General features: G+C 48.5%; 21 protein-coding genes. 16 read left to right on the forward strand and 5 right to left on the reverse strand.

Annotated elements, in window-relative coordinates:
- Positions 1-28: 28 nt before the first annotated feature.
- Positions 29-1366 (reverse strand): aldehyde dehydrogenase family protein, encoded by a 1338-nt coding sequence (locus AC1RRX_RS14895; RefSeq protein ID WP_144464724.1) that lies wholly within the window; start codon positions 1364-1366, stop codon positions 29-31.
- Positions 1367-1507: 141 nt separating this feature from the next.
- On the opposite strand from AC1RRX_RS14895, the gene AC1RRX_RS14900 reads away from it, so the two are divergent.
- The 4 genes from AC1RRX_RS14900 (at position 1508) to AC1RRX_RS14915 (ending at position 5810) form a co-directional block, all read left to right on the forward strand.
- Positions 1508-2665 (forward strand): TetR/AcrR family transcriptional regulator, encoded by a 1158-nt coding sequence (locus tag AC1RRX_RS14900; RefSeq protein ID WP_144464726.1) that lies wholly within the window; start codon positions 1508-1510, stop codon positions 2663-2665.
- Positions 2666-2909: 244 nt separating this feature from the next.
- A complete protein-coding gene (gene desA / locus AC1RRX_RS14905; protein ID WP_077392054.1) occupies positions 2910-3959 on the forward strand; it encodes a Delta(5) desaturase DesA in 1050 nt (349 codons plus the stop codon).
- A 118-nt stretch (positions 3960-4077) separates the two neighbouring features.
- Positions 4078-5214 carry a sensor histidine kinase gene (locus AC1RRX_RS14910; RefSeq protein WP_025285539.1) on the forward strand — a complete coding sequence of 379 codons (1137 nt, stop codon included), beginning with the start codon at positions 4078-4080 and terminating at the stop codon, positions 5212-5214.
- Entirely contained in the window at positions 5211-5810 is a 600-nt protein-coding gene (locus tag AC1RRX_RS14915) for a response regulator transcription factor (protein WP_007407848.1), read from the forward strand. The genes AC1RRX_RS14910 and AC1RRX_RS14915 overlap by 4 nt, the downstream gene beginning before the upstream one ends.
- A 56-nt stretch (positions 5811-5866) precedes the next feature.
- On the opposite strand, the gene AC1RRX_RS14920 is transcribed toward AC1RRX_RS14915, so the two are convergent.
- Positions 5867-6688 (reverse strand): SDR family oxidoreductase, encoded by an 822-nt coding sequence (locus AC1RRX_RS14920; RefSeq protein WP_007407847.1) that lies wholly within the window; start codon positions 6686-6688, stop codon positions 5867-5869.
- A 127-nt stretch (positions 6689-6815) separates the two neighbouring features.
- Here AC1RRX_RS14920 and AC1RRX_RS14925 point away from each other — a divergent pair, with 127 nt between their 5' ends.
- Together AC1RRX_RS14925 and htpG are read left to right on the forward strand one after the other, a co-directional pair.
- Positions 6816-7064 carry a hypothetical protein gene (locus AC1RRX_RS14925; protein ID WP_007614882.1) on the forward strand — a complete coding sequence of 83 codons (249 nt, stop codon included), beginning with the start codon at positions 6816-6818 and terminating at the stop codon, positions 7062-7064.
- A 171-nt stretch (positions 7065-7235) separates the two neighbouring features.
- The gene (gene htpG / locus AC1RRX_RS14930; RefSeq protein ID WP_144464728.1) at positions 7236-9116 is read left to right on the forward strand and encodes a molecular chaperone HtpG; all 1881 of its coding nucleotides are present in this window, start codon (positions 7236-7238) and stop codon (positions 9114-9116) included.
- 42 nt (positions 9117-9158) lie between these two features.
- Here the strand turns inward: htpG and AC1RRX_RS14935 are convergent, their stop codons facing one another.
- The 3 genes from AC1RRX_RS14935 to AC1RRX_RS14945 form a co-directional block, all read right to left on the reverse strand.
- Positions 9159-10547 (reverse strand): sugar porter family MFS transporter, encoded by a 1389-nt coding sequence (locus AC1RRX_RS14935; protein ID WP_007407844.1) that lies wholly within the window; start codon positions 10545-10547, stop codon positions 9159-9161.
- A gap of 121 nt (positions 10548-10668) precedes the next feature.
- Entirely contained in the window at positions 10669-11601 is a 933-nt protein-coding gene (locus AC1RRX_RS14940) for an aldo/keto reductase (protein ID WP_039253254.1), read from the reverse strand.
- 77 nt (positions 11602-11678) lie between these two features.
- A complete protein-coding gene (locus tag AC1RRX_RS14945) occupies positions 11679-12434 on the reverse strand; it encodes a DeoR/GlpR family DNA-binding transcription regulator (protein ID WP_007614879.1) in 756 nt (251 codons plus the stop codon).
- A 444-nt stretch (positions 12435-12878) separates the two neighbouring features.
- On the opposite strand from AC1RRX_RS14945, the gene iolA reads away from it, so the two are divergent.
- The 10 genes from iolA (at position 12879) to iolJ (ending at position 24156) form a co-directional block, all read left to right on the forward strand.
- Positions 12879-14342 carry a methylmalonate-semialdehyde dehydrogenase gene (iolA, locus tag AC1RRX_RS14950; protein WP_012118848.1) on the forward strand — a complete coding sequence of 488 codons (1464 nt, stop codon included), beginning with the start codon at positions 12879-12881 and terminating at the stop codon, positions 14340-14342.
- Between the two features lie 73 nt (positions 14343-14415).
- Positions 14416-15231: a 5-deoxy-glucuronate isomerase gene (gene iolB / locus AC1RRX_RS14955; protein WP_144464730.1), complete on the forward strand. Its 816-nt coding sequence runs from the start codon at positions 14416-14418 to the stop codon at positions 15229-15231.
- A gap of 23 nt (positions 15232-15254) precedes the next feature.
- The gene (gene iolC, locus AC1RRX_RS14960) at positions 15255-16247 is read left to right on the forward strand and encodes a 5-dehydro-2-deoxygluconokinase (protein ID WP_017418539.1); all 993 of its coding nucleotides are present in this window, start codon (positions 15255-15257) and stop codon (positions 16245-16247) included.
- 24 nt (positions 16248-16271) lie between these two features.
- Positions 16272-18185, forward strand: a complete 1914-nt coding sequence (iolD, locus tag AC1RRX_RS14965; RefSeq protein WP_144464732.1) for a 3D-(3,5/4)-trihydroxycyclohexane-1,2-dione acylhydrolase (decyclizing) — start codon at positions 16272-16274, stop codon at positions 18183-18185.
- A gap of 15 nt (positions 18186-18200) precedes the next feature.
- On the forward strand, positions 18201-19097 hold the full coding sequence (gene iolE, locus AC1RRX_RS14970) for a myo-inosose-2 dehydratase (RefSeq protein WP_144464734.1): 897 nt from the start codon (positions 18201-18203) through the stop codon (positions 19095-19097).
- Between the two features lie 12 nt (positions 19098-19109).
- Positions 19110-20405 carry an MFS transporter gene (locus AC1RRX_RS14975; RefSeq protein WP_144464736.1) on the forward strand — a complete coding sequence of 432 codons (1296 nt, stop codon included), beginning with the start codon at positions 19110-19112 and terminating at the stop codon, positions 20403-20405.
- A 22-nt stretch (positions 20406-20427) separates the two neighbouring features.
- Positions 20428-21462, forward strand: a complete 1035-nt coding sequence (iolG, locus tag AC1RRX_RS14980; RefSeq protein ID WP_108725224.1) for a bifunctional inositol 2-dehydrogenase/D-chiro-inositol 1-dehydrogenase — start codon at positions 20428-20430, stop codon at positions 21460-21462.
- A gap of 19 nt (positions 21463-21481) precedes the next feature.
- Positions 21482-22351: a sugar phosphate isomerase/epimerase family protein gene (locus AC1RRX_RS14985; protein WP_007407833.1), complete on the forward strand. Its 870-nt coding sequence runs from the start codon at positions 21482-21484 to the stop codon at positions 22349-22351.
- Between the two features lie 87 nt (positions 22352-22438).
- The gene (gene iolI, locus AC1RRX_RS14990; protein WP_007407832.1) at positions 22439-23281 is read left to right on the forward strand and encodes a 2-keto-myo-inositol isomerase; all 843 of its coding nucleotides are present in this window, start codon (positions 22439-22441) and stop codon (positions 23279-23281) included.
- A 2-nt stretch (positions 23282-23283) separates the two neighbouring features.
- A complete protein-coding gene (gene iolJ / locus AC1RRX_RS14995; RefSeq protein WP_039063847.1) occupies positions 23284-24156 on the forward strand; it encodes a 6-phospho-5-dehydro-2-deoxy-D-gluconate aldolase in 873 nt (290 codons plus the stop codon).
- The last annotated feature ends 196 nt before the right edge of the window (positions 24157-24352 follow it).

The following is a 24352-nucleotide window of genomic DNA, read 5'->3' on the forward strand; positions in this document are numbered from 1 at the left end:
ATCCGCGTCATCTGCGCGGATTCTTTTTTTATTTAGAGGCTTGAATAAATACGCCTTTTTCATGAGAAAATTCTTTAAAGCCGTACACACCGTGATATGAACCGATCCCGCTCGTATTGACACCGCCGAACGGAAGGTTGACGTCAGTGAAATGAACGACGACATCATTGACAGAAGCATTGCCGGATGTCGTATGCTGCAGCACATAATCGATCAGCTCCTGATTATGGCTGAATACATACAAGGCAAGCGGCTTGTCCCGTTCAGTGATGTAATCAACGGCTTCACTGATATCTTCGTAATTCATAATCGGCAGAATCGGTGCGAAGATTTCTTCCTGCATGATCTTCATATCAGGCGTGACGTTTGTCAGCACGGTCGGAGAAATCGTGCGGTCATGCGCATCGAATACGCCGCCGAAGGCCATTTTTGCCCCTTTTTCAATAGCATCATCATATAGGGCTTTGACACGGTTAAAGTTGCGGTCATTGACAATCTGCGTGAATTTGTTGCGGTCAACCGTATGATCATCCTCCATAAAACCTGCATTGACAATGGTTTGCAGGAGATCTGTAAAGGTGCTCTGCACTTCTTTCTTCATAAGGAGATAGTCAGGTGCGATACATGTTTGCCCCGCATTGACAAATTTGCCGACGGCGATTTTTTTCGCCGCGTCCATCAAATCATAGTCGCTGTCGATGATCGTCGGACTCTTTCCGCCAAGCTCAAGCGTGACGGACGACAAGTGCTTCGCCGCTGCCGTCATGACGATTTTACCGACATTCGTGCTTCCGGTGAAGAAAATGTGGTCAAACGGCTGGTCGAGCAGTTCTGTGGCGACATCGACCTCACCTTCAAAAATGGCGACTTCTTCTTCGTGAAATGCCTCGCGAATAACTGTCGCGGCGATATGGCTCGTCTCCATTGTAAAATCGGACAGCTTCACAATCGCGCTGTTGCCGGCCGCAATGGCAGCTGCAAGCGGAGCCATCGTCAGCATAAACGGATAATTCCACGGGCCGAGAATTAAGGTAAGGCCTTTTGGCTCGTACATTAATACGCCGTCAGCGTCGGGACTGACGGATGAGCCGACGCGTTTCGGCGCCATCCAGGTGTCGAGATTGTTCATATTATCTTTAATCGCCTTAATCGTTCCCTGCGTTTCCGCTCTTTTTACCTCATGATAAGGCTTGCGGACGTCCCGTCTGATCGCCTCGATGATTTCTTCTTCATGTGCGGTGACGGCATCTAAAAAGCGCTGAAGCTTTTCTCTGCGCTGCCCGGCTGTTGAAGCACGCAGCGTTTTTTGATTTTTTTTCTGAAGCTCAAAGACGCGTTTGATGTCTGCTTTTATATGCTGATCCATCGGTCTTCCTCCTCTGGTTGCTTTTTTGTTTCTTCAGGGCCTATTATAATGTGGTGTGTTTTTGCGGCAAAGACAGCGTAAACACATCTATACGTTACCGTACAAATTGCGGTGATCTGTCTAATGAAAGGAGTGTCTCTTATGCCGGATTCTGTGACAACTGACATCAAACAAGCGCTTTTGGCCATGCTTGGAGAGCGGGATATCCGCCGTGTGACCATGAAGGACATCGCCGAACGGGCGCGTGTGAGCCGGGGGACACTGTACCTTTATTACGAAGATAAATATGCGATTTTAGAGGATATAGAGGAAGAAATGAAAGACGGGCTGAGCGAAGCGCTGTATGATTCACTGAAGAATAAAGATGTGCTTCATTTACATGGCGGATGGCAAAAAGTGCATCCGACCCTGTCTTTTGTTGACCGGCATCGGGAGTTTTTTCAAACGATGATGGACCGTCATAAAATGCCGTATTTTCACTTTCATGCTTTTTTAAAAGATGTGTTCCGGCATGATGTGCTGCTGTCACCGGTCAATGCGGATTTCTCACCGACTGAACAGGATATGTACATTCATTACCGCGCTTTATACACGTATGCCATTGTGTTGTACTGGCTGAATGAGGAGCCCGGGGCATCCCCGGAAGCGATCAGCGGACAGGTGTGGGATTTGATTTCTCAAAAACGGTTTTACTGGCTGTTCGGCCGCCGGGTGCCGGAACAAGAAGAAAAAAAGCCCGCCGACCGCCGGGTGACAAGGACGAGGCAGGCCTTGCAAGAAGCCATGATCGGCTTAATGGCGGAAAAAAAAGAATACGCGGCGATTACGATTTCCGATATTGCCCGTCAAAGCAACCTCCGCCGTGCCACTTTTTATGACCATTACGCCAACAAAGAAGCGTTGCTGAAAACGACCATCCATCAATCATGCCGGGATCTGATCGGATTATTGACGGTAAAAGGGGAGCCTGCCGATTGCTCCATGGAAGAAGCGGAAGCCGCGCTCGTCCGTCTCTTTTCGGCACTGTCGGAAGGCCTGCCGCTCGTTCATTTTCTGAGAGAGGGTTCGGGAGTGCCTGACGTCATCCCGGAAATGTTCAGAGCGCTGCAATCGTTTTATCTTCATCAGCCCCTGCACATTCAGGCGGGCAAAAAACTCTATGCATATTATGTCGCGTCCATGCTCGCCGGTCTGATTCAATATCGTCTTCATGAAGGAAAAGACCACGCGCCGGACATGCTGGCCCGGGAGTTTCTGCAGTTTTTGGATGTAAAGAAGTATCGGGTGATTTTGCTGTGAGGATGATGAAAAAGAACTCAGCCGAAAACAGGCCGGGTTCTTTTTTGCTGTTTTTTTTGAGAAGTGCCGATATGAAGTGTCCGGCTTTATCCCTTATAAAAAAACCTTCTATATGCCGCCTGATCAGCATTCTGCCGCCAAACATGACAAATGTCATATTCGGGGCATGATGGCTGCTACTACAACCGCCGCGAGCGCCTCGGTATACTTGGAATCATAATAAAAAAAAGGGGATATGACATTCATGACCAATCACGCCGCAACTCAAAAACAAGCATCTTTAAAAAAGCAGGTTGCTGCATTTTCCGGTGCCGATACAAAGCATAGTGTCAATCAGCTTTTCAACACATTTGTGCCGTTTTTTGCCCTTTGGTTTCTTGCTTACTTCAGCCTCAATGTCTCCTATCTTCTGACCCTCGCCTTTACTGTTATAGCAGCGGGATTTTTGACAAGAATCTTTATTATTTTCCACGACTGCTGCCATCAATCCTTTTTCAAACAAAAGAAGCTGAACCGGCTGTTCGGGTTTATTTCAGGTGTGCTGACACTGTTTCCGTTCCTTCAATGGCAACGCAGCCACTCCATCCATCATGCGACGAGCAGCAACTTAGATAAACGGGGTACCGGCGATATTTGGATGATGACCGTCAAGGAATACAACGAAGCCTCAGCCTGGACAAAAGTACGCTACAGACTTTATCGCAATCCGTTTATTATGTTTATTCTCGGCCCGATTTACGTATTTCTGATTAAAAACCGTTTCAATGTAAAAGGCGCCCGCCGCAAGGAGCGCTGGAACACCTATTTCACGAACGCGGCGATTGTCTTATTGGCTGCTGCGACGTGCCTGCTTTTCGGCTGGGAAAACTTTTTGCTTGTTCAGGGTCCGATTTTCCTTATTTCGGGGTCAATCGGCGTCTGGCTCTTTTATGTTCAGCACACGTTTGAGGATTCTTATTTTGAAGCCGATGAGCATTGGGACTATGTGCAGGCCGCGGTAGAAGGAAGCTCCTTTTACAAGCTTCCGAAGCTTTTGCAATGGCTGACAGGCAATATCGGCTACCATCATGTCCACCACTTAAGCCCGAAAGTGCCGAACTACAAGCTGGAAGCCGCTCATGAGGGGCACGAGCCTTTAAAAAACGTACCGACCATTACGCTTAAAACAAGTCTTGAATCCATGAAATTCCGTCTGTGGGATGAGGACGAAAAGCAATTTGTCACCTTTCGGGAGGCGCGGAAAAAACCGGCGCCCCATCCGGTGCCGAAAGAACCTTTGAAGAAAAATGCCTGATATGGCGCGCGGCTCTTTCTCTTATCAGAAAGAGCCTTCTCTTCATGCGTGAGGATGCAATGAAGGCGGTGTTTTGATAAAGTGATGGTAGACACAAGCAGCAGAAGGTGGAACGAAGATGAAGAAGTATTTTAAATTTCAAAAACTGAATGGGATTTCTCCTTATATATGGATGATTTTTTTCATCTTGCCTTTTTATTTTATTTTTAAAAGCTCTTCTACCTTTGTCATCGTTGCCGGCATCATTTTCACACTTGTTTTCTTTGGCGCATACCGCTTCGCATTTGTTGCAAAAGGCTGGCCGCTTTACTTATGGGCGCTTCTTCTGATCGGCATTTCGACCGGCTCTGTCATGCTGTTCAGCTATATTTATTTCGCCTTTTTTATCGCCTACTTCATCGGCCATATCCGAGACAAAGTTCCTTTTTACATCTTATATTACATTCATATCATCAGTGCGGCGGTTGCCGTCAACTTCAGCCTTGTTCTGAAAAAAGGGTGGTTTTTGACACAAATTCCGTTTATCGTCATCACTCTGATCAGTGCCATCCTGCTCCCGCTCAGCATTCGAAGCAGAAAGGCACGGGAGCGCCTTGAGGAGAAATTAGAATATGCAAATGAGCGAATCGCCGATCTTGTGAAGCTGGAAGAAAGGCAGCGCATTGCCCGGGACCTTCACGATACACTTGGACAAAAGCTCTCCTTAATCGGACTGAAAAGCGACCTTGCCCGAAAGCTGATTTACAAGGACCCTGAACAGGCCCGCACTGAGCTGAAAAGCGTGCAGCAGACGGCCCGCACCTCCTTAAATGAGGTCAGAAAAATCGTCTCATCGATGAAAGGCATCCGATTGAAGGATGAGCTCGGCAATGTTCGGCAAATTCTTGAAGCGGCAGGAATTGAATTTGTGTATGAAGAAAAAGAAGCGCCAAAACATATCTCTCTGTTGAACGAAAACATCGTCAGCATGTGCATAAAAGAAGCCGTCACCAATGTCGTGAAACACAGCGGCGCCAAAGTATGCCGCATCACCATTCAGCAGCTTTGGAAAGAGGTTGTCATTACGGTGGAAGATGACGGCAGCTTTCAATGCAAAGAAGACCGCTTTTTTTCAAAGGGGCACGGCCTGCTTGGAATGAGGGAACGTCTTGAATTCGCAAACGGCAGTTTAGCCATCGATACAGCCGCCGGAACAAAGCTGACCATGAGAATCCCGAATGATTCAAAATCAAAAGAAAAGGATGGTAGCAGATGATCAACATCTTCATTGCCGAGGATCAGCAAATGCTGCTCGGCGCACTCGGTTCCCTGTTGAATTTAGAAGAGGATATGACGGTTGTCGGCAAAGGCACAAGCGGCCAGGATGCCATCGATTTCGTGGAAAAACATGCGCCCGACATCTGTCTGATGGATATCGAAATGCCCGGGAAATCAGGTCTTGAAGCGGCAGAAGAACTCAAGGACAGCGGTGTGAAAATCATCATTTTGACGACCTTTGCCCGCTCCGGCTATTTTCAGCGGGCGCTAAAAGCAGGCGTCAGCGGGTACATGCTCAAGGACAGCCCGAGCGATGAGCTCGTCAGCGCCATCCGCAGCGTCATGAAAGGAAGACGCGTCTATGCCCCTGAATTAATGGAGGACATCTATAGTGAAGAAAACCCGCTGACCGAACGGGAAAAAGAGGTGCTCGAGCTTGTCGCAGACGGGAAAAACACGAAAGAAATCGCAAACGCCCTCAGCATCAAAAGCGGCACAGTCCGCAATTACGTTTCGATGATCCTGGATAAATTAGAAGTGAAAAATCGAATTGAAGCCATTACCCGATCAAAGGAAAAGGGCTGGTTTAAGTAACCCGCCCTCAGCTTGTTCAGCCAGTGTTTTTGCACTGGCTTGTTTCTTTTTCGCCGTCACTCCGTCTCTTCCTTCCACTTCTTATCAATCAGCATTTTTCCCGGCCAAGTGTATGCCATGATGCCGCCGTCTGCGGTGATGTCTTCTCCCGTGACGTAAGAACTGTCGTCTGAAGCGAGGAAGAGCGCGACGGCTGCCATTTCTTCCGGTTTTCCGAGCCGGCCGAGCGGCGTGATCCATTTGTTGGCTTCACGGAACGCTTCGCCCATTTCGTCTTCTGTCGTGCCTGCCAATTTATCAATGAGCGGCGTTTCAATCGTGCCCGGCGATAAGGAATTGACGCGGATTCCGCTTCTGGCGTAATCAATGGCCATCGCTCTCGTCAGGTTCGTGATTCCGCCTTTTGCGGCGTTATAGCCTGAGCGGTCAAGGTCTGCGGCCCGGCCGGACATGGAGGAGGTGTTGATGATGGAGCCTCCTTTTTCGAGCATGAGCGGAATCAGGTATTTGCTGCAAAGAAATGTGCCGCGCAGATCGACGGCGATGATCCGGTCAAACAGGTCGACCGGGTATTCATGGACTTTTCCGCCCTCTTGGTCAACACCAGCATTGTTAAACAGAATATCAATTGTTCCGTACTTTTGCTGAATGCCATCCGCAAAAGACTTTACGTTTTCTTCGTCTGATACATCAAGGTGAAAGGCTTCTGCTTCTCCGCCGTTTTTTCTGATGGCGCTGACGGTTTCATTCAGTTCGCTTTCATTGATGTCACCGCAGATCACGCGGGCGCCTTCATCGGCGAAAACCCGTGCCGTCGCTTGTCCGATGCCTGTCGCGGCCCCTGTGATGATTGCGGTTTTGTCTGTTAATCTTCCCATATTGCGATTCCTCCTTTTTTATATCTGTTCCCGCTGAATAGGGGGATAAACATACGGAGGTCTGTTTCTAAATACCTATTAAATATGTTAATATTATGTATATACATCATTGGGAGGTTTACATATTTTGAAGATACAGCATAAGAAGGAGATAGCGTTTTATTGTTATGCCATTGTTCCTATGGGATTTGTGATTTACACCGTTATCTCTATTCTATTTCAGGACATCATATTTCCTCTCACTGTAAGAAATGTTCTTCATGAGTCTTTGCGAAACTTGGGATCTCTTATCTTATTTAGTTTGTTTTTCTATCCGTCATACATATGGATGAAGAAGGAATTCGGCCGCCGGAAAGAAGCAGAGAGGAGAGGATGATCAACATTCTCTCTTTTTTATTGATAAAATGGGTGAAATGAATCCATTAACATGTTAAATTTACAATATATGCATCTGCTAATCCTAGTTGACAATTGTCACTGTATATGATAAATAGATGCTGAAAAGATTTTACATAACATCAAAGCATAATTAAAGGAGAGATCTGAAGTGCGGAAAAAAAAGTTTAAAGCAGAATCCAAGCGATTGCTGGACATGATGATTAACTCCATTTACACGCAGAAGGAAATTTTTCTCCGCGAGTTAATTTCCAACGCGAGCGATGCGATTGACAAAATCTATTACAAGGCGTTAACCGATGATTCATTAACGTTTGATCAAGACAATTACTACATAAAAGTGACGGCGGACAAAGAAGCGAGAACGCTCACCGTCACAGACACCGGTATCGGGATGACAAAAGACGAGCTTGAACAGCATCTCGGCACAATTGCGAAAAGCGGTTCACTCGCTTTCAAGCAAGAAAATGACTCGAAAGACGGCCATGACATTATCGGCCAGTTCGGCGTCGGATTTTATGCGGCGTTTATGGTGGCTGATAAAGTCACGGTGAAAAGTAAGGCGCTCGGCAGTGACGAGGCGTATGTATGGGAGTCGGAAGGGGCTGCCGGCTACACGATCGCGCCGTGTGACAAAGAAACCGTCGGTACGGAAATCACCCTACAAATAAAAGAAAACACGGAAGATGAAAGCTATGATGAGTTTTTAGAAAACTACCGCATCAAAGCGATCGTGAAAAAGTACTCTGATTTTATCCGCTACCCGATCAAAATGGAAGAGACGGTCAACAAGCCGAAAGAGGGCAGCGCGAACGAATTTGAAGAAGTTCAGGAAGAACAGACGGTCAACAGCATGGTGCCGATCTGGAGAAAAAACAAAAGCGAGCTGACGGATGAGGATTACGAGGCTTTTTACGCCGAGAAGCATTACGGTTTTGATAAACCGCTGACCCATGTGCATATCAGCGTCGATGGAGCGGTGCGCTACAATTCGATTTTGTTTATTCCGGAAAACATGCCGTTTGACTATTATACGAAGGAATTCGAAAAAGGATTGGAGCTGTATTCCAACGGCGTGCTGATCATGAACAAATGCGCCGACCTGCTTCCGGACCATTTCAGCTTTGTAAAAGGCATGGTGGATTCTGAGGATCTGTCGCTGAACATTTCCAGAGAGATGCTGCAGCACGACCGCCAGCTGAAGCTGATTGCGAAAAACATCAATAAAAAAATCAAAGCCGAACTGAAGAGCCTGCTGAAGAACAAAAGGGAAAAATACGAATCTTTCTATGAATCTTTCGGCAGACAGCTGAAATTCGGCGTCTATAATGATTTCGGCGCGAATAAAGACGTATTAAAAGATCTGCTTCTCTTCTATTCATCTAAGGAGAAAAAGCTCGTCACTCTGGACGAATATGTGTCCAGAATGCCTGAGGATCAAAAATATATCTATTACGCGTCCGGCGATTCATATGAGCGGATTGAAAAGCTGCCGCAAACTGAAATGGTGGCGGACAAAGGCTACGAAATTTTATATTTCACGGAAGATATTGATGAATTCGCGATCAAAATGCTGACAAGCTATGAGGAAAAAGAGTTCAAATCCGTATCCAGCGCTGACTTAGGCATCGACAGTGATGAGGATGAAAAGCAGACTGAAGCCGAAGAAAACGAATATAAAGACCTGTTCGAGAGCATGAAAGAGATTCTTGCGGATAAAGTAAAGAACGTCAGAGCGTCGAAACGTTTAAAATCTCATCCGGTCTGTTTTGCGACAGACGGCGAAGTGACGATCGAAATGGAAAAAGTGTTGAATGCTATGCCTGACAGCCAGCAGGTCAAAGCGGAAAAAGTGCTGGAAATCAACCCGAATCACGAAGTGTTTGAGACGTTAAAGAACGCGCACGGACAAGATCGGGAAAAGCTTGCATTATACACAAATCTTCTCTACAATCAGGCGCTTCTGATTGAAGGGCTGCCGATCCATGATCCGGTCGAGTTTACGAATGACATCTGCAAAGTTATGGTATGACGCCAAAAAGGAATCGCCCAGCGGGGGCGATTCCTTTTTTTATTACAGTGTGCGCTGTTTAAGAATTTGATTTTGTTTGCTGCGCTTCTTTAAGGAGAACCGTTTTTTCAAGTGCGTTTCGATTTCTTCTAAACTTCTGCCCTTCGTTTCAGGAACGATGTAAGCGGCGAAGAAGAAAGATGAGAGGCAAATGACTGAGAATATTCCGAATACCCAGCCGATGCCCATAGCGCTCAGCATAAGCGGGAATACCAGTGAAACGATCAGGTTGGTTGCCGACAGGATCAATGTCGTAAATCCGGTTGCGGCTCCGCGTGCGTTTGACGGGAACAGCTCCGGCATCAGAACCCATACGACGGGACCCCATGTCGCCTGGTAGAAGACGATATAGATGCCGAGAAACAGCACGGTCAGCCATGCTGTTGAAGCTGACAGGCCGGCCAGAAGGAGAATGGCTGATAGTGACGCCAGGCTCAAGGTAATGCCGACACTTCCCCACATCAGCAGTTTTTTCCGGCCGATCCGGTCAATTAAGATCATGGCGGTGATACACATGATGACGTTTAAGACACCGATGCCCATCGTGCCGAGAACGGACGCCGAAGTGCCGAGTCCGGCCTTTGTAAAGATGGTCGGCGCATAGTAAATCACCGTGTTGATACCGACCGCCTGCTGGAAGATGGCAAGGCCGATCCCGATCAGCAGCATAGGACGGATCCATTTGGCTTTCAGCAAGCCGAGCGTAGATTCTTTTTTCTCGGCTTCACCTTGTTTCATTTCCGCTAATTCAACAGCGATATCCTCTTTGTCGTGGGTCATTTCCATGACTTGTCTGGCTTCCTGCTCACGGCCGCGTTTGACGAGCCATCTCGGAGATTCCGGCATAAACGCGATTCCGATTAATAAAAGCGCCGCCGGTACTGCGGCGAGACCGACCATCCAGCGCCAAGCTTCAAACGGGGTGAATATGTAATTCACGATATATGCGAGTAAAATTCCGGTTACAATCATTAAGTTATTCAATGTGCCGAGCGTTCCGCGTATTTTCGTCGGCGCCATCTCAGATAGATAAACGGGAACCAGCGCCGTTGAGCCGCCGACGGCTAACCCGAGAATGACACGGGAGATAATCAGCATAGTGACGGTTTGCGAAGCTGCACAGGCAAGCGCGCCGATAATAAAAATGAGTGAAAGGACGAAAACCACTTTTCTCCGGCCCCATCGGTCAGAGCATGTCCCGCTTAAGGCGGACCCGAAAATCGCACCGAGCAGCAGCATGCTGACGACCAATCCCTCGGTCAGCGTGTTTAAAGGAATATCATTGTTAATAAATAACAAAGCCCCTGAAATCACACCGGTGTCATAGCCGTAAAGCAGCCCGCCTAATGCTCCGAAAAAGTAAATCAGGTATTTTTTGGTGTTTTTCTTCACAGATGATCCTCCTCATCTTTTGGAACGCATAATAGTTTATTTAGATAACTATTTCATTCCCCGAAGAGAAAAATATAAACATAAAAAAAACACGCCCCTTTTAAAAGGCGTGTTTTTTTTCTTAGGAAAACAGCTTGTCGATAAACGCGATTTCTTCAGCAGATAGCGTAATGGAGGCTGCTTTCATGTTGTCTTTTAATTGATCCGCGCGTTTGGCGCCCGGAATCAGGATATCGATTTCAGGTCTCGCCAAGTACCAGGCAAGCACGATATGCGCCGTATCGGCATTGTGCTTTTCGGCAATCGGTTTGAGCTGCTTGACTTTTTTGATGTTTTCTTTAAACTGCTCCCCTTGGAAATGCGCCTGATCATTGCGCAGGTCGCCTTCAGGGAAGGTGGTGTTCTCGTCGTATTTGCCGGCCAGCAGTCCGGATACGAGCGGGAAGTACGGAATGAATGAGATGCCGTGTTCTGTCGTATAAGGGAAGAAAGTCTTTTCCGCCTCACGGTTCAGCAGGTTGTATTCTCCTTGAATCACGTCGACTAAGCCGTCTTTATTGGCTTCTTTCAGCTGTTCCAAAGAGAAATTGGATACGCCGATGGAACGGATTTTTCCTTCTTTTTTCAGCTCATTCAACGCTTGAACGGCTTCGTCCTTCGGCGTGTGCTCATCCGGGAAATGGATGTAGAATAAATCGATGTAATCAGTCTGCAGGCGTTTCAGGCTGTCTTCGACCGATTGTTTCAGAAAAGCCGGTGAGTTGTCGAAAACAAAGTCATCGCCTTCTTTTCTGTGAGCGGCTTTTGTGGCGATGAAGACGTCCTCGCGGTTGCATTCTTTCAGCACCTCGCCGATTAATTCTTCAGAACGGCCCACACCGTAAATATAGGCGGTATCTAACATGGTAACGCCGCTTTTAATCGCTTCCCGAACCAATTCTTTTCCCGTTTCTTCATTCAGATTCGGATAGAGATTGTGTCCGCCGACCGCATTTGTTCCCAAACCGATCGGAAATACCTTTAGGTCAGTTTTGCCGATTGTTACTTTGCTCATGTTTTCGCCCCCTGAAAAAATTGGATATCATAGCGGCTGCCGGAAAAATACGGCAGCGTTCTCTATTAACTATAACGCTATGCCAAGTGAATGTCGATTTGATGCTCTTGGCAATACTTCGTATATTCCTCATCGAGCTGCTGAGAAGTGACAATGCTGTGAAGCCGGTCGAAAGGCGCGTATGTCAAAAGCGTGGATTTGCCGAATTTGGAATGATCCGCGAGCAGATACACTTCGTTCGCCTTTTCGGAAATTCTCTTTTTCACCTCGTATTCCAGTAAGTCGGAATTCGTCAGGCCGTGGGTGATCGTTGTCCCGGTAGCGGACATGAACGCCTTGTTAATGTTGTATTTATTGAGTGTGCTCGGATCATCAATGCCGACAAACGACCTTGTCTTCCGTTTGTAGTTATTGCCGATGATGATCAGGTCGATATTTTTCATGGATGAAGCGGCGTTAATAATATCAAGGCTGTTCGTCAAAACCGTTACATTCTTATCTGGATCAAGCGTCTCCAGCATCGATTTGGTCGTCGTGCCGGAATCAATAAATACAAGATCGTGATCCTCGATAAACCGTGACGCATAGCGGGCGATTTTGATTTTTTCATCCTGATGTTGAATGGTGCGGTTTTCAAAAGGGACGAGCACAGATTTTTCGGCTGACGTCACGCCGCCGTATACCTTTTTGATAACCCCTTTTTCCGCAAGCTTATTAATATCGCGTCTGACCGTGTTTTTAGAGACGTTGAATACCTCGCACAGCTCATCCAGCGAAGTGGCTCCGTGTTTGAGAATGTATTCTTCCATCTCCTGAATCCGCATCAGTTTCATAAAAAAACTCCTTCTAGAATTCTTAAAGTAATTAAAATATATAATAAACACCAGAAGTTAATCAATAGTTACTTAACAAATGATAAAAAAGAGGGATCATCCCCTCCGATTCGACACGGTTCTCCAAGTTCCTGTTTTCCCGATCAAAAAAAGTATGATAAAAATAATGAAAAAGTTTTGATTTTTTAGATTGACTTGAAGATGTGTTGGGCTTACAATGTAACCAAGAAATGACCAAAACATAACCTGTAAAATCAAAAGTGAAAGATGTAACCGTTTGCTATTTCCGGTACATGACCAACTTTTACATGGAAAGATTGGGAGTCACCATCATTTTAGCATTTGTAAGCGTTTAATTCATGTCTTTTATATGTAAAAGATGAATATATTCATCCGTTATTATCCAGCTGAACAGGATGTTTACTATTTAAGGAGGCAATGAGAATGGCAGAGATCAGAAAACTGAAAAACTACATCAATGGTGAATGGGTTGAAAGTAAGACAGATCAATATGAAGACGTTATCAATCCGGCTACAAAAGAAGTGATGTGCCAGGTTCCGATTTCTACGCGGGAGGATGTGGAATACGCCGTCCGCTCAGCGTCAGAGGCGTTTCAAACATGGTCAAAGACGGCAGTGCCGCGCCGTGCGAGAATACTATTTAACTATCAGCAGCTTCTCCAGCAGAACAAAGAAGAGCTTGCCCGTCTGATTACATTGGAAAACGGTAAAAACACGACGGAGGCACTCGGTGAAGTGGGACGCGGAATTGAAAACGTCGAATTCGCAGCGGGCGCGCCGTCACTCATGATGGGCGATTCACTCGCCTCCATCGCGACGGATGTAGAGGCGGCGAATTACCGCTATCCGATCGGGGTGGTCGGCGGTATCGCACCGTTCAACTTCCCGATGATGGTCCCGTGCTGGATGTTCCCGATGGCGATTTCGTTAGGAAACACGTTCATTCTGAAGCCGTCTGAGCGCACGCCGCTGTTAACGGAAAAACTGGCAGAGCTGTTTGAACAGGCCGGTCTGCCGAAGGGCGTCTTCAATGTCGTGCACGGCGCGCATGACGTCGTAAACGGCGTTCTTGAACATCCGGATATTAAAGCGATCTCATTCGTCGGTTCAAAACCTGTCGGCGAGTATGTTTTCAAAAAAGGCAGCGAACATTTGAAACGCGTGCAAGCGTTAACGGGCGCGAAAAACCATACGATCGTGCTGAATGACGCCCACCTTGAAGATACGGTGACAAACATTATCGGCGCGGCATTCGGTTCGGCAGGAGAGCGCTGCATGGCATGCGCGGTTGTGACGGTTGAAGAGGGAATCGCCGATGAGTTTATGGCGAAATTACAGGAAAAAGCAGCGGACATCAAGATCGGAAACGGACTGGATGACGGCGTATTCTTGGGCCCGGTCATCCGCGAGGACAACAAAAAACGCACGCACAGCTATATTGAAAAAGGCATCGAAGAAGGAGCGAGACTTCTTTGTGACGGGCGTGAAAACGCAACGGAAGACGGCTATTTCGTCGGACCGACGATTTTTGACAACGTGACGACGGATATGACGATCTGGAAAGATGAAATCTTTGCGCCCGTTCTGTCGGTCATCCGCGTGAAAAACTTAAAAGAAGCGGTGGACATCGCCAACCAGTCTGAATTTGCGAACGGCGCGTGTCTGTTCACTTCAAATGCGAACGCGATCCGCTACTTCCGTGAGAATATTGACGCGGGAATGCTCGGCATCAACCTTGGCGTCCCGGCGCCGATGGCATTCTTCCCGTTCTCTGGCTGGAAGTCTTCTTTCTTCGGCACATTGCACGCAAACGGAAAAGACAGCGTCGACTTCTATACACGTAAAAAAGTCGTGACGGCACGATACCCGTCTCCTGACTTCAATTGATCTGACAGCCGGCCCGGACGGCTTTGTGATTCCGTCCGGGTTTTCTTTTACCATCCATTAAGGAGGAATAAACATGAGTCATTTGCTGCGCAAACCGCAGGCCGATGAGATTTCTCAAGGCGTGAACATCATACATGACGTCACTTCAGCCAATTCAGACCTCAAATACGTCGGATTTAAAGTCGTTGACCTCACTCCCGGTTCCACATATACAGAGGATTTGAAAAAGACGGAGTGCTGCATCGTTGCGGTAACGGGAAAAATCACCGTCACTGATTATGATCAGACATTTGAAAGCATCGGCACCCGTGAAAGCGTATTTGAAAGAAAACCGACGGACAGCGTTTATGTGTCCAATGACCGCTCTTTTGAAATCACAGCGGTCAGCGGGGCGAGGGTCGCGCTGTGCTATTCTCCGTCCGAACACCAGCTTCCGACAAAGCTGATTAAAGCGGAAGACAACGGTGTGGAACATCGCGGCAAGCTGGCAAACAAACGAACCGTTCATAATATTCTCCCCGATTCAGATCCATCGGCAAACAGCCTTCTCGTTGTTGAAGTTTACACGGGCAGCGGCAACTGGTCGAGCTACCCGCCTCATAAACATGACCAAGACAATCTGCCGGCTGAATCCTTTTTAGAAGAAACCTATTACCATGAAACGGACCCGCCGCAGGGGTTTGTCTTCCAGCGTGTGTACACGGACGACCGCTCGATTGACGAGACGATGACCGCAGAAAATGAAAACGTTGTCATCGTACCGGCGGGCTATCACCCGGTTGGTGTTCCGGACGGGTATACCTCTTACTACCTGAATGTAATGGCGGGACCGACACGAAAATGGAAGTTTCATAATGATCCGGCCCATGAATGGATCCTGGAACGCTAACAAGTGAGGAGTGGCAGATAACGATGAAATATACGTTTAATGAAGAAAAAGAGTTTGATATTGTCGCGATCGGACGCGCGTGTATTGATTTGAACGCGGCGGAATACAACCGGCCGATGGAAGAAACGATGACGTTTTCTAAATATGTCGGCGGCTCCCCGGCAAATATTGCGATCGGCAGCGCCAAGCTCGGATTAAAAGCCGGTTTTATCGGCAAAATCCCGGACGATCAGCACGGCAGATTCATCGTTTCTTATATGCAGGGAAAGGGCGTTGATACGTCACAAATGACCGTTGACAGAGAAGGGCGCAAAGCCGGGCTCGCTTTTACGGAAATTCTCAGTCCCGAAGAGTGCAGCATTCTGATGTACCGGGATGACGTGGCGGATTTGTATCTTGAGCCGTCCGAAGTCAATGAAGGCTACATCGCAAACGCGAAAATGCTGCTCGTATCAGGTACGGCGCTTGCGAAAAGCCCGTCGCGCGAAGCCGTCTTAAAAGCGGTGCATATCGCAAAAAAACATGACGTAAAAGTCGTGTTTGAGCTCGACTACCGTCCGTATACATGGCAATCGGCAGAAGAAACAGCCGTGTACTACACGCTGGTGGCGGAACAATCCGATATCGTCATCGGTACGCGTGACGAATTTGACGTAATGGAAAACCGCAGCGGCGGAGATAACGATGAAACCGTCCGCCATTTGTTTGCGCACTCCGCTGATCTTGTCGTCATTAAGCACGGCGTTGACGGATCATACGCATACAGCAGATCGGGAGAAGTTTTCCGGGCGCATGCCTATAAAACAAAGGTGCTGAAGACCTTCGGAGCGGGTGATTCCTATGCGTCAGCCTTCATCTACGGACTTGTCAGCGGCCGGGATATTGAAACGGCTTTAAAATACGGGAGCGCTTCCGCTTCCATCGTCGTCAGCAAACACAGCTCCTCAGAAGCAATGCCGGCTGCCGGTGAAATCATCGAACTGATTGAAGCGCAGCACAGTCTTAACGGTAAATAGAACGTATAAAAGGTGGGATCGTTTGTGGGTAAGACAATTCGCTTAACGACAGCACAAGCGCTGATTCAATTCTTGAACCGGCAGTACATTCATGTTGACGGAAAAGAAGAGCCGTTCGTTGAGGGCATCTTCACGATTTTCGGTCACGGAAATGTGTTGGGGATCGGGCAGGCGCTTGAGCAGGACGCCGGGCACCTGAAAGTCTATCAAGGCAAAAACGAACAAGGCATGGCGCATGCCGCGATGGCATACAGCAAGCAGATGCTGAGAAGAAAAATTTACGCGGTATCGACATCGGTCGGTCCGGGTGCCGCTAACTTGACGGCTGCCGCGGGTACGGCGCTGGCCAATCATATCCCGGTGCTGCTGCTTCCGGCCGATACCTTTGCGACGAGGCAGCCTGACCCGGTGCTTCAGCAGGTGGAGCAGGAATACAGTGCCGCCGTCACGACAAACGATGCGTTAAAGCCCGTGTCCCGCTATTGGGACCGCATTACCCGACCCGAGCAGCTGATGAGCAGCTTAATCCGGGCATTTGAAGTGATGACAGATCCGGCAAAAGCGGGTCCGGCGACCATCTGCATTTCTCAGGATGTAGAGGGAGAAGCATTTGATTTTGATGAAAGCTTCTTTGAAAAACGCGTTCATTACATTGACCGGATGCAGCCGAGCGAGCGTGAACTGAAAGGCGCCGCGGAAAGAATTAAGGAGAGCAGCCGTCCCGTCATTTTAGTGGGCGGCGGCGCAAAGTACTCCGGCGCGCGTGAGGAATTAATCGCGCTTTCTGAAACATACGGCATTCCGCTTGTCGAAACGCAGGCCGGCAAGTCAACGGTTGAAGCCGATTTTGCCAACAATCTGGGCGGCATGGGCATCACGGGCACCCTCGCCGCAAACAAAGCCGCCCGCCAGGCTGATCTGATCATCGGTGTCGGCACACGGTACACGGACTTTGCGACATCCTCGAAAACGGCGTTTGATTTTGACAAAGCAAAATTTTTGAATATCAACGTCAGCCGCATGCAGGCTTACAAGCTTGACGCGTTTCAGGTCGTAGCCGATGCGAAAGTGACGCTCGGCAGGCTGCACGGCTTATTAGACGGATATAAAAGTGCATTCGGCACGGCGATTAAAGACTGGAAAGATGAATGGCTTGCTGAACGGGACCGGCTCGGCAAGGTCACTTTTACACGTGACGCGTTCAAACCGGAAATAAAAAACCATTTCTCACAGGACGTGTTAAACGAGTATGCCGACGCGCTCGAGACTGAGCTGCCGCAGACAACGGCGCTGTTGACCATCAATGACACGATTCCTGAAGACAGCGTCGTCATCAGTTCGGCGGGATCTCTTCCGGGGGATCTGCAGCGGCTGTGGCATTCCAATGTCCCGAATACGTACCACCTCGAGTACGGCTATTCCTGCATGGGGTATGAAGTATCAGGCACGCTCGGCCTCAAGCTGGCCCATCCCGACAAAGAAGTCTATTCACTCGTCGGCGACGGAAGCTTTCTGATGCTGCACTCAGAGCTGATTACCGCGCTTCAATATAACAAAAAAATCAATGTCCTGCTTTTTGACAACTCCGGATTCGGCTGTATTAACAATCTGCAGATGGATCACGGGAGCGGCAGTTATTTCTGCGAGTTCCGCACAGAGGACAATCAGATTTTAAACGTTGATTACGCGAAGGTGGCAGAGGGCTACGGCGCTAAAACATACAGAGCCAATACGGTTGAAGAACTGAAAGCGGCGCTTGAAGATGCGAAAACGCAAGACGTATCCACTTTAATTGAAATGAAGGTTCTGCCGAAAACGATGACGGACGGCTATGACAGCTGGTGGCATGTCGGCGTGGCGGAAGTGTCGGAGCAGGAAAGCGTTCAGCGGGCATACGAAGCGAAAGAGATGAAGCTGAAGTCTGCGAAGCAGTACTAGAGGGGAGGCATCACGATGGGCAAACAAGATATTCTGTGGGGCATCGCTCCCATTGGGTGGCGCAATGACGATATGCCGGAAATCGGAGCCGGGAATACGCTGCAGCATTTGTTAAGCGATATTGTTGTCGCCGGCTTTCAAGGTACGGAAGTGGGAGGGTTTTTCCCTGAACCCTCCGTCCTCAATAAAGAGCTGGCTCTCCGAAACTTGCGGATTGCGGGGAAATGGTTCAGCAGCTTTATCATACAAGACGGTATTGAAAAAATGGCTGAACAATTTACAGAACACTGTGATTATTTGCAGAAAGTCGGAGCGGATGTCGCCATCGTTTCTGAACAGACGTACAGTGTTCAAGGCTTGGACATTGATGTATTTAAGGAAAAACCGCACTTCTCAGATGAAGAATGGGATACGCTGTGCCAAGGCTTGAACCGTCTCGGGAAAATCGCTGGCGAATACGGGCTGGACCTCACGTTTCATCATCATCTCGGCACAGGCGTCCAGACGGCGGAAGAAGTTGACCGGCTGATGGATGGAACTGACCCGCGGTATGTCCATTTACTATATGATACCGGCCATGCCTATATCTCGGACGGAGACTATATGAGGATTCTCAACAAGCATATGGATCGGATCAGACACGTTCATTTCAAGGACGCGCGGTTTGACATTATGGAGCGGTGCAGACAGGAAGGCAAGTCATTCAGGCAGTCGTTTTTACAAGGCATTTTTACGGTTCCCGGAGACGGATGCATCGATTTTACCGAAGTGTACCGAGCGCTCGTCCGTCATGATTATTCAGGCTGGATCGTCATCGAAGCCGAACAAGACCCGGCAGTCGCCAATCCGCTTGAGTACGCGCTGATTGCAAGAAAGTACATCGACAGTGAACTGCTTGATCCTGCAAATTAGAGGGGGACTTATATGAATAGTGCCAAGGCGGAATCAGCTTTCAGCAAAAGGACCATCGCCGCAGCATTAGCAAATTACATTGATGCGGGTTCCATCGTGGCAGGATCAGCGGGTTTATCTATGTGGGTCAGCTACTTGAAGCTGTCCGACAGCCAGATCGGATTGCTCGGCGCCTTCAGCGCAAACGCGATATCAGCGGCCATCGGAGCGCTGCTCGGCGGGTATTTTGCTGATAAGGTCGGCCGAAAAGCTGTATACACAAACAGTATGCTCGTCTACGCCTTAGGAATTTGTTTGGTTTTGTTTGGATTCAACTTTCCCATGCTGTTATGCGGATACATGATTATCGGGATTTCTGTAGGCGCGGATATTACGGCTTCCTGGACCATTATCGCGGAAAACGCCCCCGAGAAAAACCGGGCGAGGCATTGCGGAGTGGCGCAGGTGGCGTGGGCCGCAGGAGCCGTTGTGGTTCTGCTGTTATCCGTTTTGGTCGGTGACCTCGGGCTTTTAGGAAATAAAATTGTCTTTGCGCATCTATTGGTGATCGCCCTGATCACATATGTGATAAGAAAGCGTTTACCTGAGTCGGATGCCTGGAAAAACAGTGAAGAGCGGCCTGCCGCCGTGAAAAAAACATCTTATTTTGACCTGCTTCAGCCGAAATTTTTCAAGAACATTTTGTTTTTAATGGGTGTGTTTCTCGTATGGAATCTCGCCGCGGGCGTCATGGGATTCTTCATGCCGTACATCTACCAGCAGGTCGGCGGCGTATCCGCAAATACGGCCAACATTCTGCAGATGGCCCTGTTTATCTTCACCGGGCTCGGCGTCGCCTGTATCTTCATGCCTTTTGCAGATAAATATCGGAAAACGGTGTTCGGAATCTGCGCATGTATGGCCGTTGTCGGCTGGTCGCTGTTTTTACTGCCGTTTCAGGGGCTCCCGATGCTGCTTTTGTTTGTCTTAGCGATCGGCATCAATAACGGAGCCGGCCAGCAGGCGAACTACCAGCTGTGGGCAAGCGAGCTGTTCCCGACAGAACACAGAGCGTCAGCACAAGGGCTCATGTTCTTTCTCGTCCGTATTTCAATCGGAATTTGGAGTTTATTTGTGCCGGTCATCATGTCACAATTCGGCATCGGTTTTATGGCCGGTATTCTGCTCATATGTGTGACGGCCAGTATGATCATCGGACTTGTCTTCGCGCCGAATACGTCCGGCAAGTCGCTTGAACAAATACAGGAGGAACTGTACGGTGCTCCTCAGGACGGCAGCGAGAAAAGAAAGACGAGAACCATTATTTGATTATCAGAAGGAGTGGCGATCAATGAATTTACGTATAGGTGTTATCGGAACCGGTGCTATCGGAAAAGAGCACATCAACCGCATCACAAATAAGCTGTCCGGAGCGGAAATTACCGCTGTCACAGATGTGAATCAGGAGGCCGCGCAGCAGACCGTTCAGGATTTCAATTTGAACGCCTCCGTTTATCCTGATGACGACAGCCTCCTCGCTGCTGAAAACGTGGATGCCGTCTTAGTGACAAGCTGGGGCCCGGCTCACGAGTCCAGCGTTTTGAAAGCGATTCAGCACGGCAAGCACGTGTTTTGTGAAAAGCCGCTTGCGACAACGGCAGAAGGCTGTATGCGCATTGTCGAGGAAGAAATGAAGACGGGAAAACGATTGGTGCAGGTAGGTTTCATGCGCAGGTATGACAGCGGTTACGTTCAGCTGAAAGAAGCGATTGACAACCGCGTGGTCGGCGAGCCGCTGATGATTCACTGTGCGCACCGCAACCCGACAGTCGCATCCAATTATTCAACGGACATGGCAGTCGTCGATACGCTCGTTCATGAAATTGATGTCCTCCACTGGCTCGTCAATGACGACTATGAATCCGTACAGGTGATCTATCCGAAGAAATCAAAAAATTCGCTGCCGCATCTGAAAGATCCGCAGATGGTCATCATCGAAACAAAAGGCGGCATCGTCATCAATGCCGAAATCTACGTGAACTGTAAATACGGCTACGACATTCAATGTGAAATCGTCGGGGAAGACGGCATTATCAAGCTTCCGGAACCGTCAAGCATCAGCTTGAGAAAAGAAGGGAAATTCAGCACCGATATTCTGATGGACTGGCAGCGCCGATTTGTGGCTGCGTATGATGTGGAAATTCAAGACTTCATTGATTCGATCCGGAATAAAGGCGAAGTCAGCGGTCCGACGGCATGGGACGGTTATATTGCCGCGGTAACAACTGACGCGTGCGTAAAAGCTCAGGAATCCGGACAGAAAGAGCCTGTGGCGCTGCAAGAGAAACCGGCATTCTACCAATCATTTACGACTGTGAACAAATAATAGATCGGGAGTGAAAGAAATGAAACTGGCCTTAGATCCATCCATGTACCGCGATGATTTAACGTTAGAAGAAATGGTCTATAAAACGGCGGAACTCGGATACGAATATATCGAACTGTCTCCGCGCGAGGATTTTTGTCCTTTCTATAAATATCCGAAAGTCGATTCAGCAAAAATCAAACAATTGAAGCGCCTTTTAAAAGATACAGGTGTGAAGCTGTCCTCTCTTCTTCCGCTTTACCACTGGGCGGGTCCTGATGAAGACCGTCGTCAGGCCGCCGTGCGCAACTGGAAACGGGCGATCGAAATTGCGGTTGAACTTGAAGTGGATTTGATGAACAGTGAATTCAGCGGTTCAAAATATGATCCGTTGACAAGTGAAGAAAAATTTATCAAATCCATGGATGAACTGCTGCCCGTCTTTGAAAAAGAAGGCGTTAAACTCAATCTGCAGGCTCACCCGTACGATTTTATCGAAACGCACAAAGGGGCGATGGATATGATCCGCGCGCTTGACAAGGATTGGATCAATCTTGTCTACTCGACTGCGCATACGTTCTTCTATGATGACGGAAAAGGCGATATTGCGACCATGTTTGATGAAGCCGGCGACCGCCTCACACATGTTTTATTTGCAGATACTTTTAATCATAAAGCGGCGCATGGCCTGCGCTACATCGTCAACCCGCCTGACGCGAAAGTAACGGTTCACCAGCATTTGGACATCGGGCAAGGCGAGGTTGATTTTGAAACGATTTTCAGAAAGATGAGAGAGATGAAATTCGACGGAATTGCGACGAACGCCGTTTTTGCTTGGGTCGGCGAAAGAGCGGATGAATCAAGCCGGACCACGCTTAAGAAATTAAAGGAAGAATTAGGTATGGCATAAGCTGAGTACGGAGTTCGGCGGAGCGGGGCAAACAAGCCCTCCAGCCGGACTCCCTTCATATCGAAAACGCGGATGGGAGAGGCTGACATGAAACTTTGCTTTAATGAAGCGACTACGCTGGAGAATTCAAACCTGAAACAGGATTTAGAACTGTGCGAAAAGCACGGCTATGATTATATTGAAATCCGCACAATGGATAAGCTGCCGGAATACTTAAAAGACCATTCACTGGCCGATCTGGCGGAATATTTTCGAACCCATCACATTAAACCGCTTGCCCTGAACGCACTGGTTTTCTTCAACAACCGTGATGAGAAGGGCTATAGGGAGATCATTTCGGAATTCAAAAGCATGATGGAAACCTGCAGGACGCTCGGCGTGAAATATGTGGTGGCCGTGCCGCTTGTGACAGAGCGGAAAATCTTGAAAGAAGAGATCAAAAAGAGCAGCATAGAGGTGCTGACTGAGCTTTCGGACATCGCGGAGCCGTACGGCGTAAACATTGCCCTTGAATTTGTCGGCCACCCGCAATGTACGGTCAATACATTTGAACAGGCGTATGACATCGTGAACGCTGTCGGCCGCGATAATGTCGGACTGGTGTTTGACAGCTTCCATTTCCACGCGATGGGCTCCAATATTGAGAGCTTGAAGCAGGCGGACGGAAAGAAAATTTTCATCTATCATATCGACGATACAGAAGACTTTCCGATCGGCTTTTTAACAGATGAAGACCGCGTCTGGCCTGGACAGGGTGCGATTGACTTAGACGCCCATCTGTCAGCGTTAAAAGAAATCGGATTCAATGATGTTGTCTCCGTAGAGCTGTTCAGACCTGAATATTATAAGCTGACTGCGGAGGAAACGATCAAAACGGCAAAGGAAACAACGGAAGCCGTCGTATCAAAATACTTCATGAAGGAGGCGTGAACATGGCTTTTGTCACCATGAAACATCTTCTTGCAGAAGCGAAACGGGAGCATTATGCAGTCGGCCAATTTAATATCAACGGCCTCCAATGGACAAAGGCGATTCTGCAAGCGGCACAAAAGGAGCAATCGCCGGTCATCGCCGCGGCTTCCGATCGTCTGGTCGACTATTTAGGCGGCTTTAAAACGATTTCCGCCATGGTCGGCGCGTTAATGGAAGAAATGGCGATTACCGTTCCCGTCGTGCTCCATCTTGATCACGGAAGCAGTGCGGAACGCTGCAGACAGGCCATTGACGCCGGATTCAGCTCAGTGATGATTGACGGCTCCCATCATCCGATTGATGAGAACATCGCGATGACAAAAGAAGTCGCCGATTATGCGGCTAAGCACGGCGCCTCAGTAGAAGCAGAAGTCGGCACGGTCGGCGGTATGGAAGACGGGCTGGTCGGCGGGGTCCGCTATGCCGATGTCGCCGAATGTGAGCGGATCGTCAAAGAAACCAATATCGACGCGCTGGCCGCCGCCCTCGGCTCCGTCCACGGCAAATATCAAGGTGAACCGAATCTCGGATTTAAAGAAATGGAGGCTATCTCCCGCATGACTGATATTCCCCTCGTTCTCCACGGAGCATCCGGGATTCCGCAGGATCAGATCAAAAAAGCCATCACGCTCGGCCACGCGAAAATCAATATCAACACGGAATGTATGGTCGCCTGGACAGACGAAACACGCCGCATGTTTCAGGAAAACGGAGATCTGTACGAACCGCGCGGCTACATGACACCCGGCATTGAGGCCGTGGAAGAGACGGTGCGAAGCAAAATGAGAGAGTTCGGATCAGCCGGTAAAGCCGTAAAACAGCAGGTCGGCTGATGAAAAGCACTCACAACATCGTGAGTGCTTTCGTCTTTCCGTTTATGTCCTTCTCGCGTTTCACCAAAGTATCACAATCAAATCAACCTGTTGCTGACTGAGAGCGGATTTGTAAAGATAGATGGTGTCAAAGTCATTGATAAACACATGATTATGTTCGACAGCGGCAAGATTTTTTCTAAATGGGGGATTGCTC

This window comes from Bacillus sp. GW821-FHT11D08 (genome assembly GCF_058808515.1).

Coding starts and splice junctions, on each gene's coding strand:
- iolA (WP_012118848.1), top strand. CDS start 12,879: ATGGCAGAGATCAGAAAACTGAAAAACTACATCAATGGTGAATGGGTT.
- AC1RRX_RS14985 (WP_007407833.1), top strand. CDS start 21,482: ATGAAACTGGCCTTAGATCCATCCATGTACCGCGATGATTTAACGTTA.
- AC1RRX_RS14910 (WP_025285539.1), top strand. CDS start 4,078: ATGAAGAAGTATTTTAAATTTCAAAAACTGAATGGGATTTCTCCTTAT.
- desA (WP_077392054.1), top strand. CDS start 2,910: ATGACCAATCACGCCGCAACTCAAAAACAAGCATCTTTAAAAAAGCAG.
- iolE (WP_144464734.1), top strand. CDS start 18,201: ATGGGCAAACAAGATATTCTGTGGGGCATCGCTCCCATTGGGTGGCGC.
- iolB (WP_144464730.1), top strand. CDS start 14,416: ATGAGTCATTTGCTGCGCAAACCGCAGGCCGATGAGATTTCTCAAGGC.
- iolC (WP_017418539.1), top strand. CDS start 15,255: ATGAAATATACGTTTAATGAAGAAAAAGAGTTTGATATTGTCGCGATC.
- AC1RRX_RS14920 (WP_007407847.1), bottom strand. CDS start 6,688: ATGGGAAGATTAACAGACAAAACCGCAATCATCACAGGGGCCGCGACA.
- iolI (WP_007407832.1), top strand. CDS start 22,439: ATGAAACTTTGCTTTAATGAAGCGACTACGCTGGAGAATTCAAACCTG.
- AC1RRX_RS14915 (WP_007407848.1), top strand. CDS start 5,211: ATGATCAACATCTTCATTGCCGAGGATCAGCAAATGCTGCTCGGCGCA.
- iolG (WP_108725224.1), top strand. CDS start 20,428: ATGAATTTACGTATAGGTGTTATCGGAACCGGTGCTATCGGAAAAGAG.
- AC1RRX_RS14945 (WP_007614879.1), bottom strand. CDS start 12,434: ATGAAACTGATGCGGATTCAGGAGATGGAAGAATACATTCTCAAACAC.
- AC1RRX_RS14975 (WP_144464736.1), top strand. CDS start 19,110: ATGAATAGTGCCAAGGCGGAATCAGCTTTCAGCAAAAGGACCATCGCC.
- AC1RRX_RS14900 (WP_144464726.1), top strand. CDS start 1,508: ATGCCGGATTCTGTGACAACTGACATCAAACAAGCGCTTTTGGCCATG.
- AC1RRX_RS14940 (WP_039253254.1), bottom strand. CDS start 11,601: ATGAGCAAAGTAACAATCGGCAAAACTGACCTAAAGGTATTTCCGATC.
- AC1RRX_RS14895 (WP_144464724.1), bottom strand. CDS start 1,366: ATGGATCAGCATATAAAAGCAGACATCAAACGCGTCTTTGAGCTTCAG.
- iolJ (WP_039063847.1), top strand. CDS start 23,284: ATGGCTTTTGTCACCATGAAACATCTTCTTGCAGAAGCGAAACGGGAG.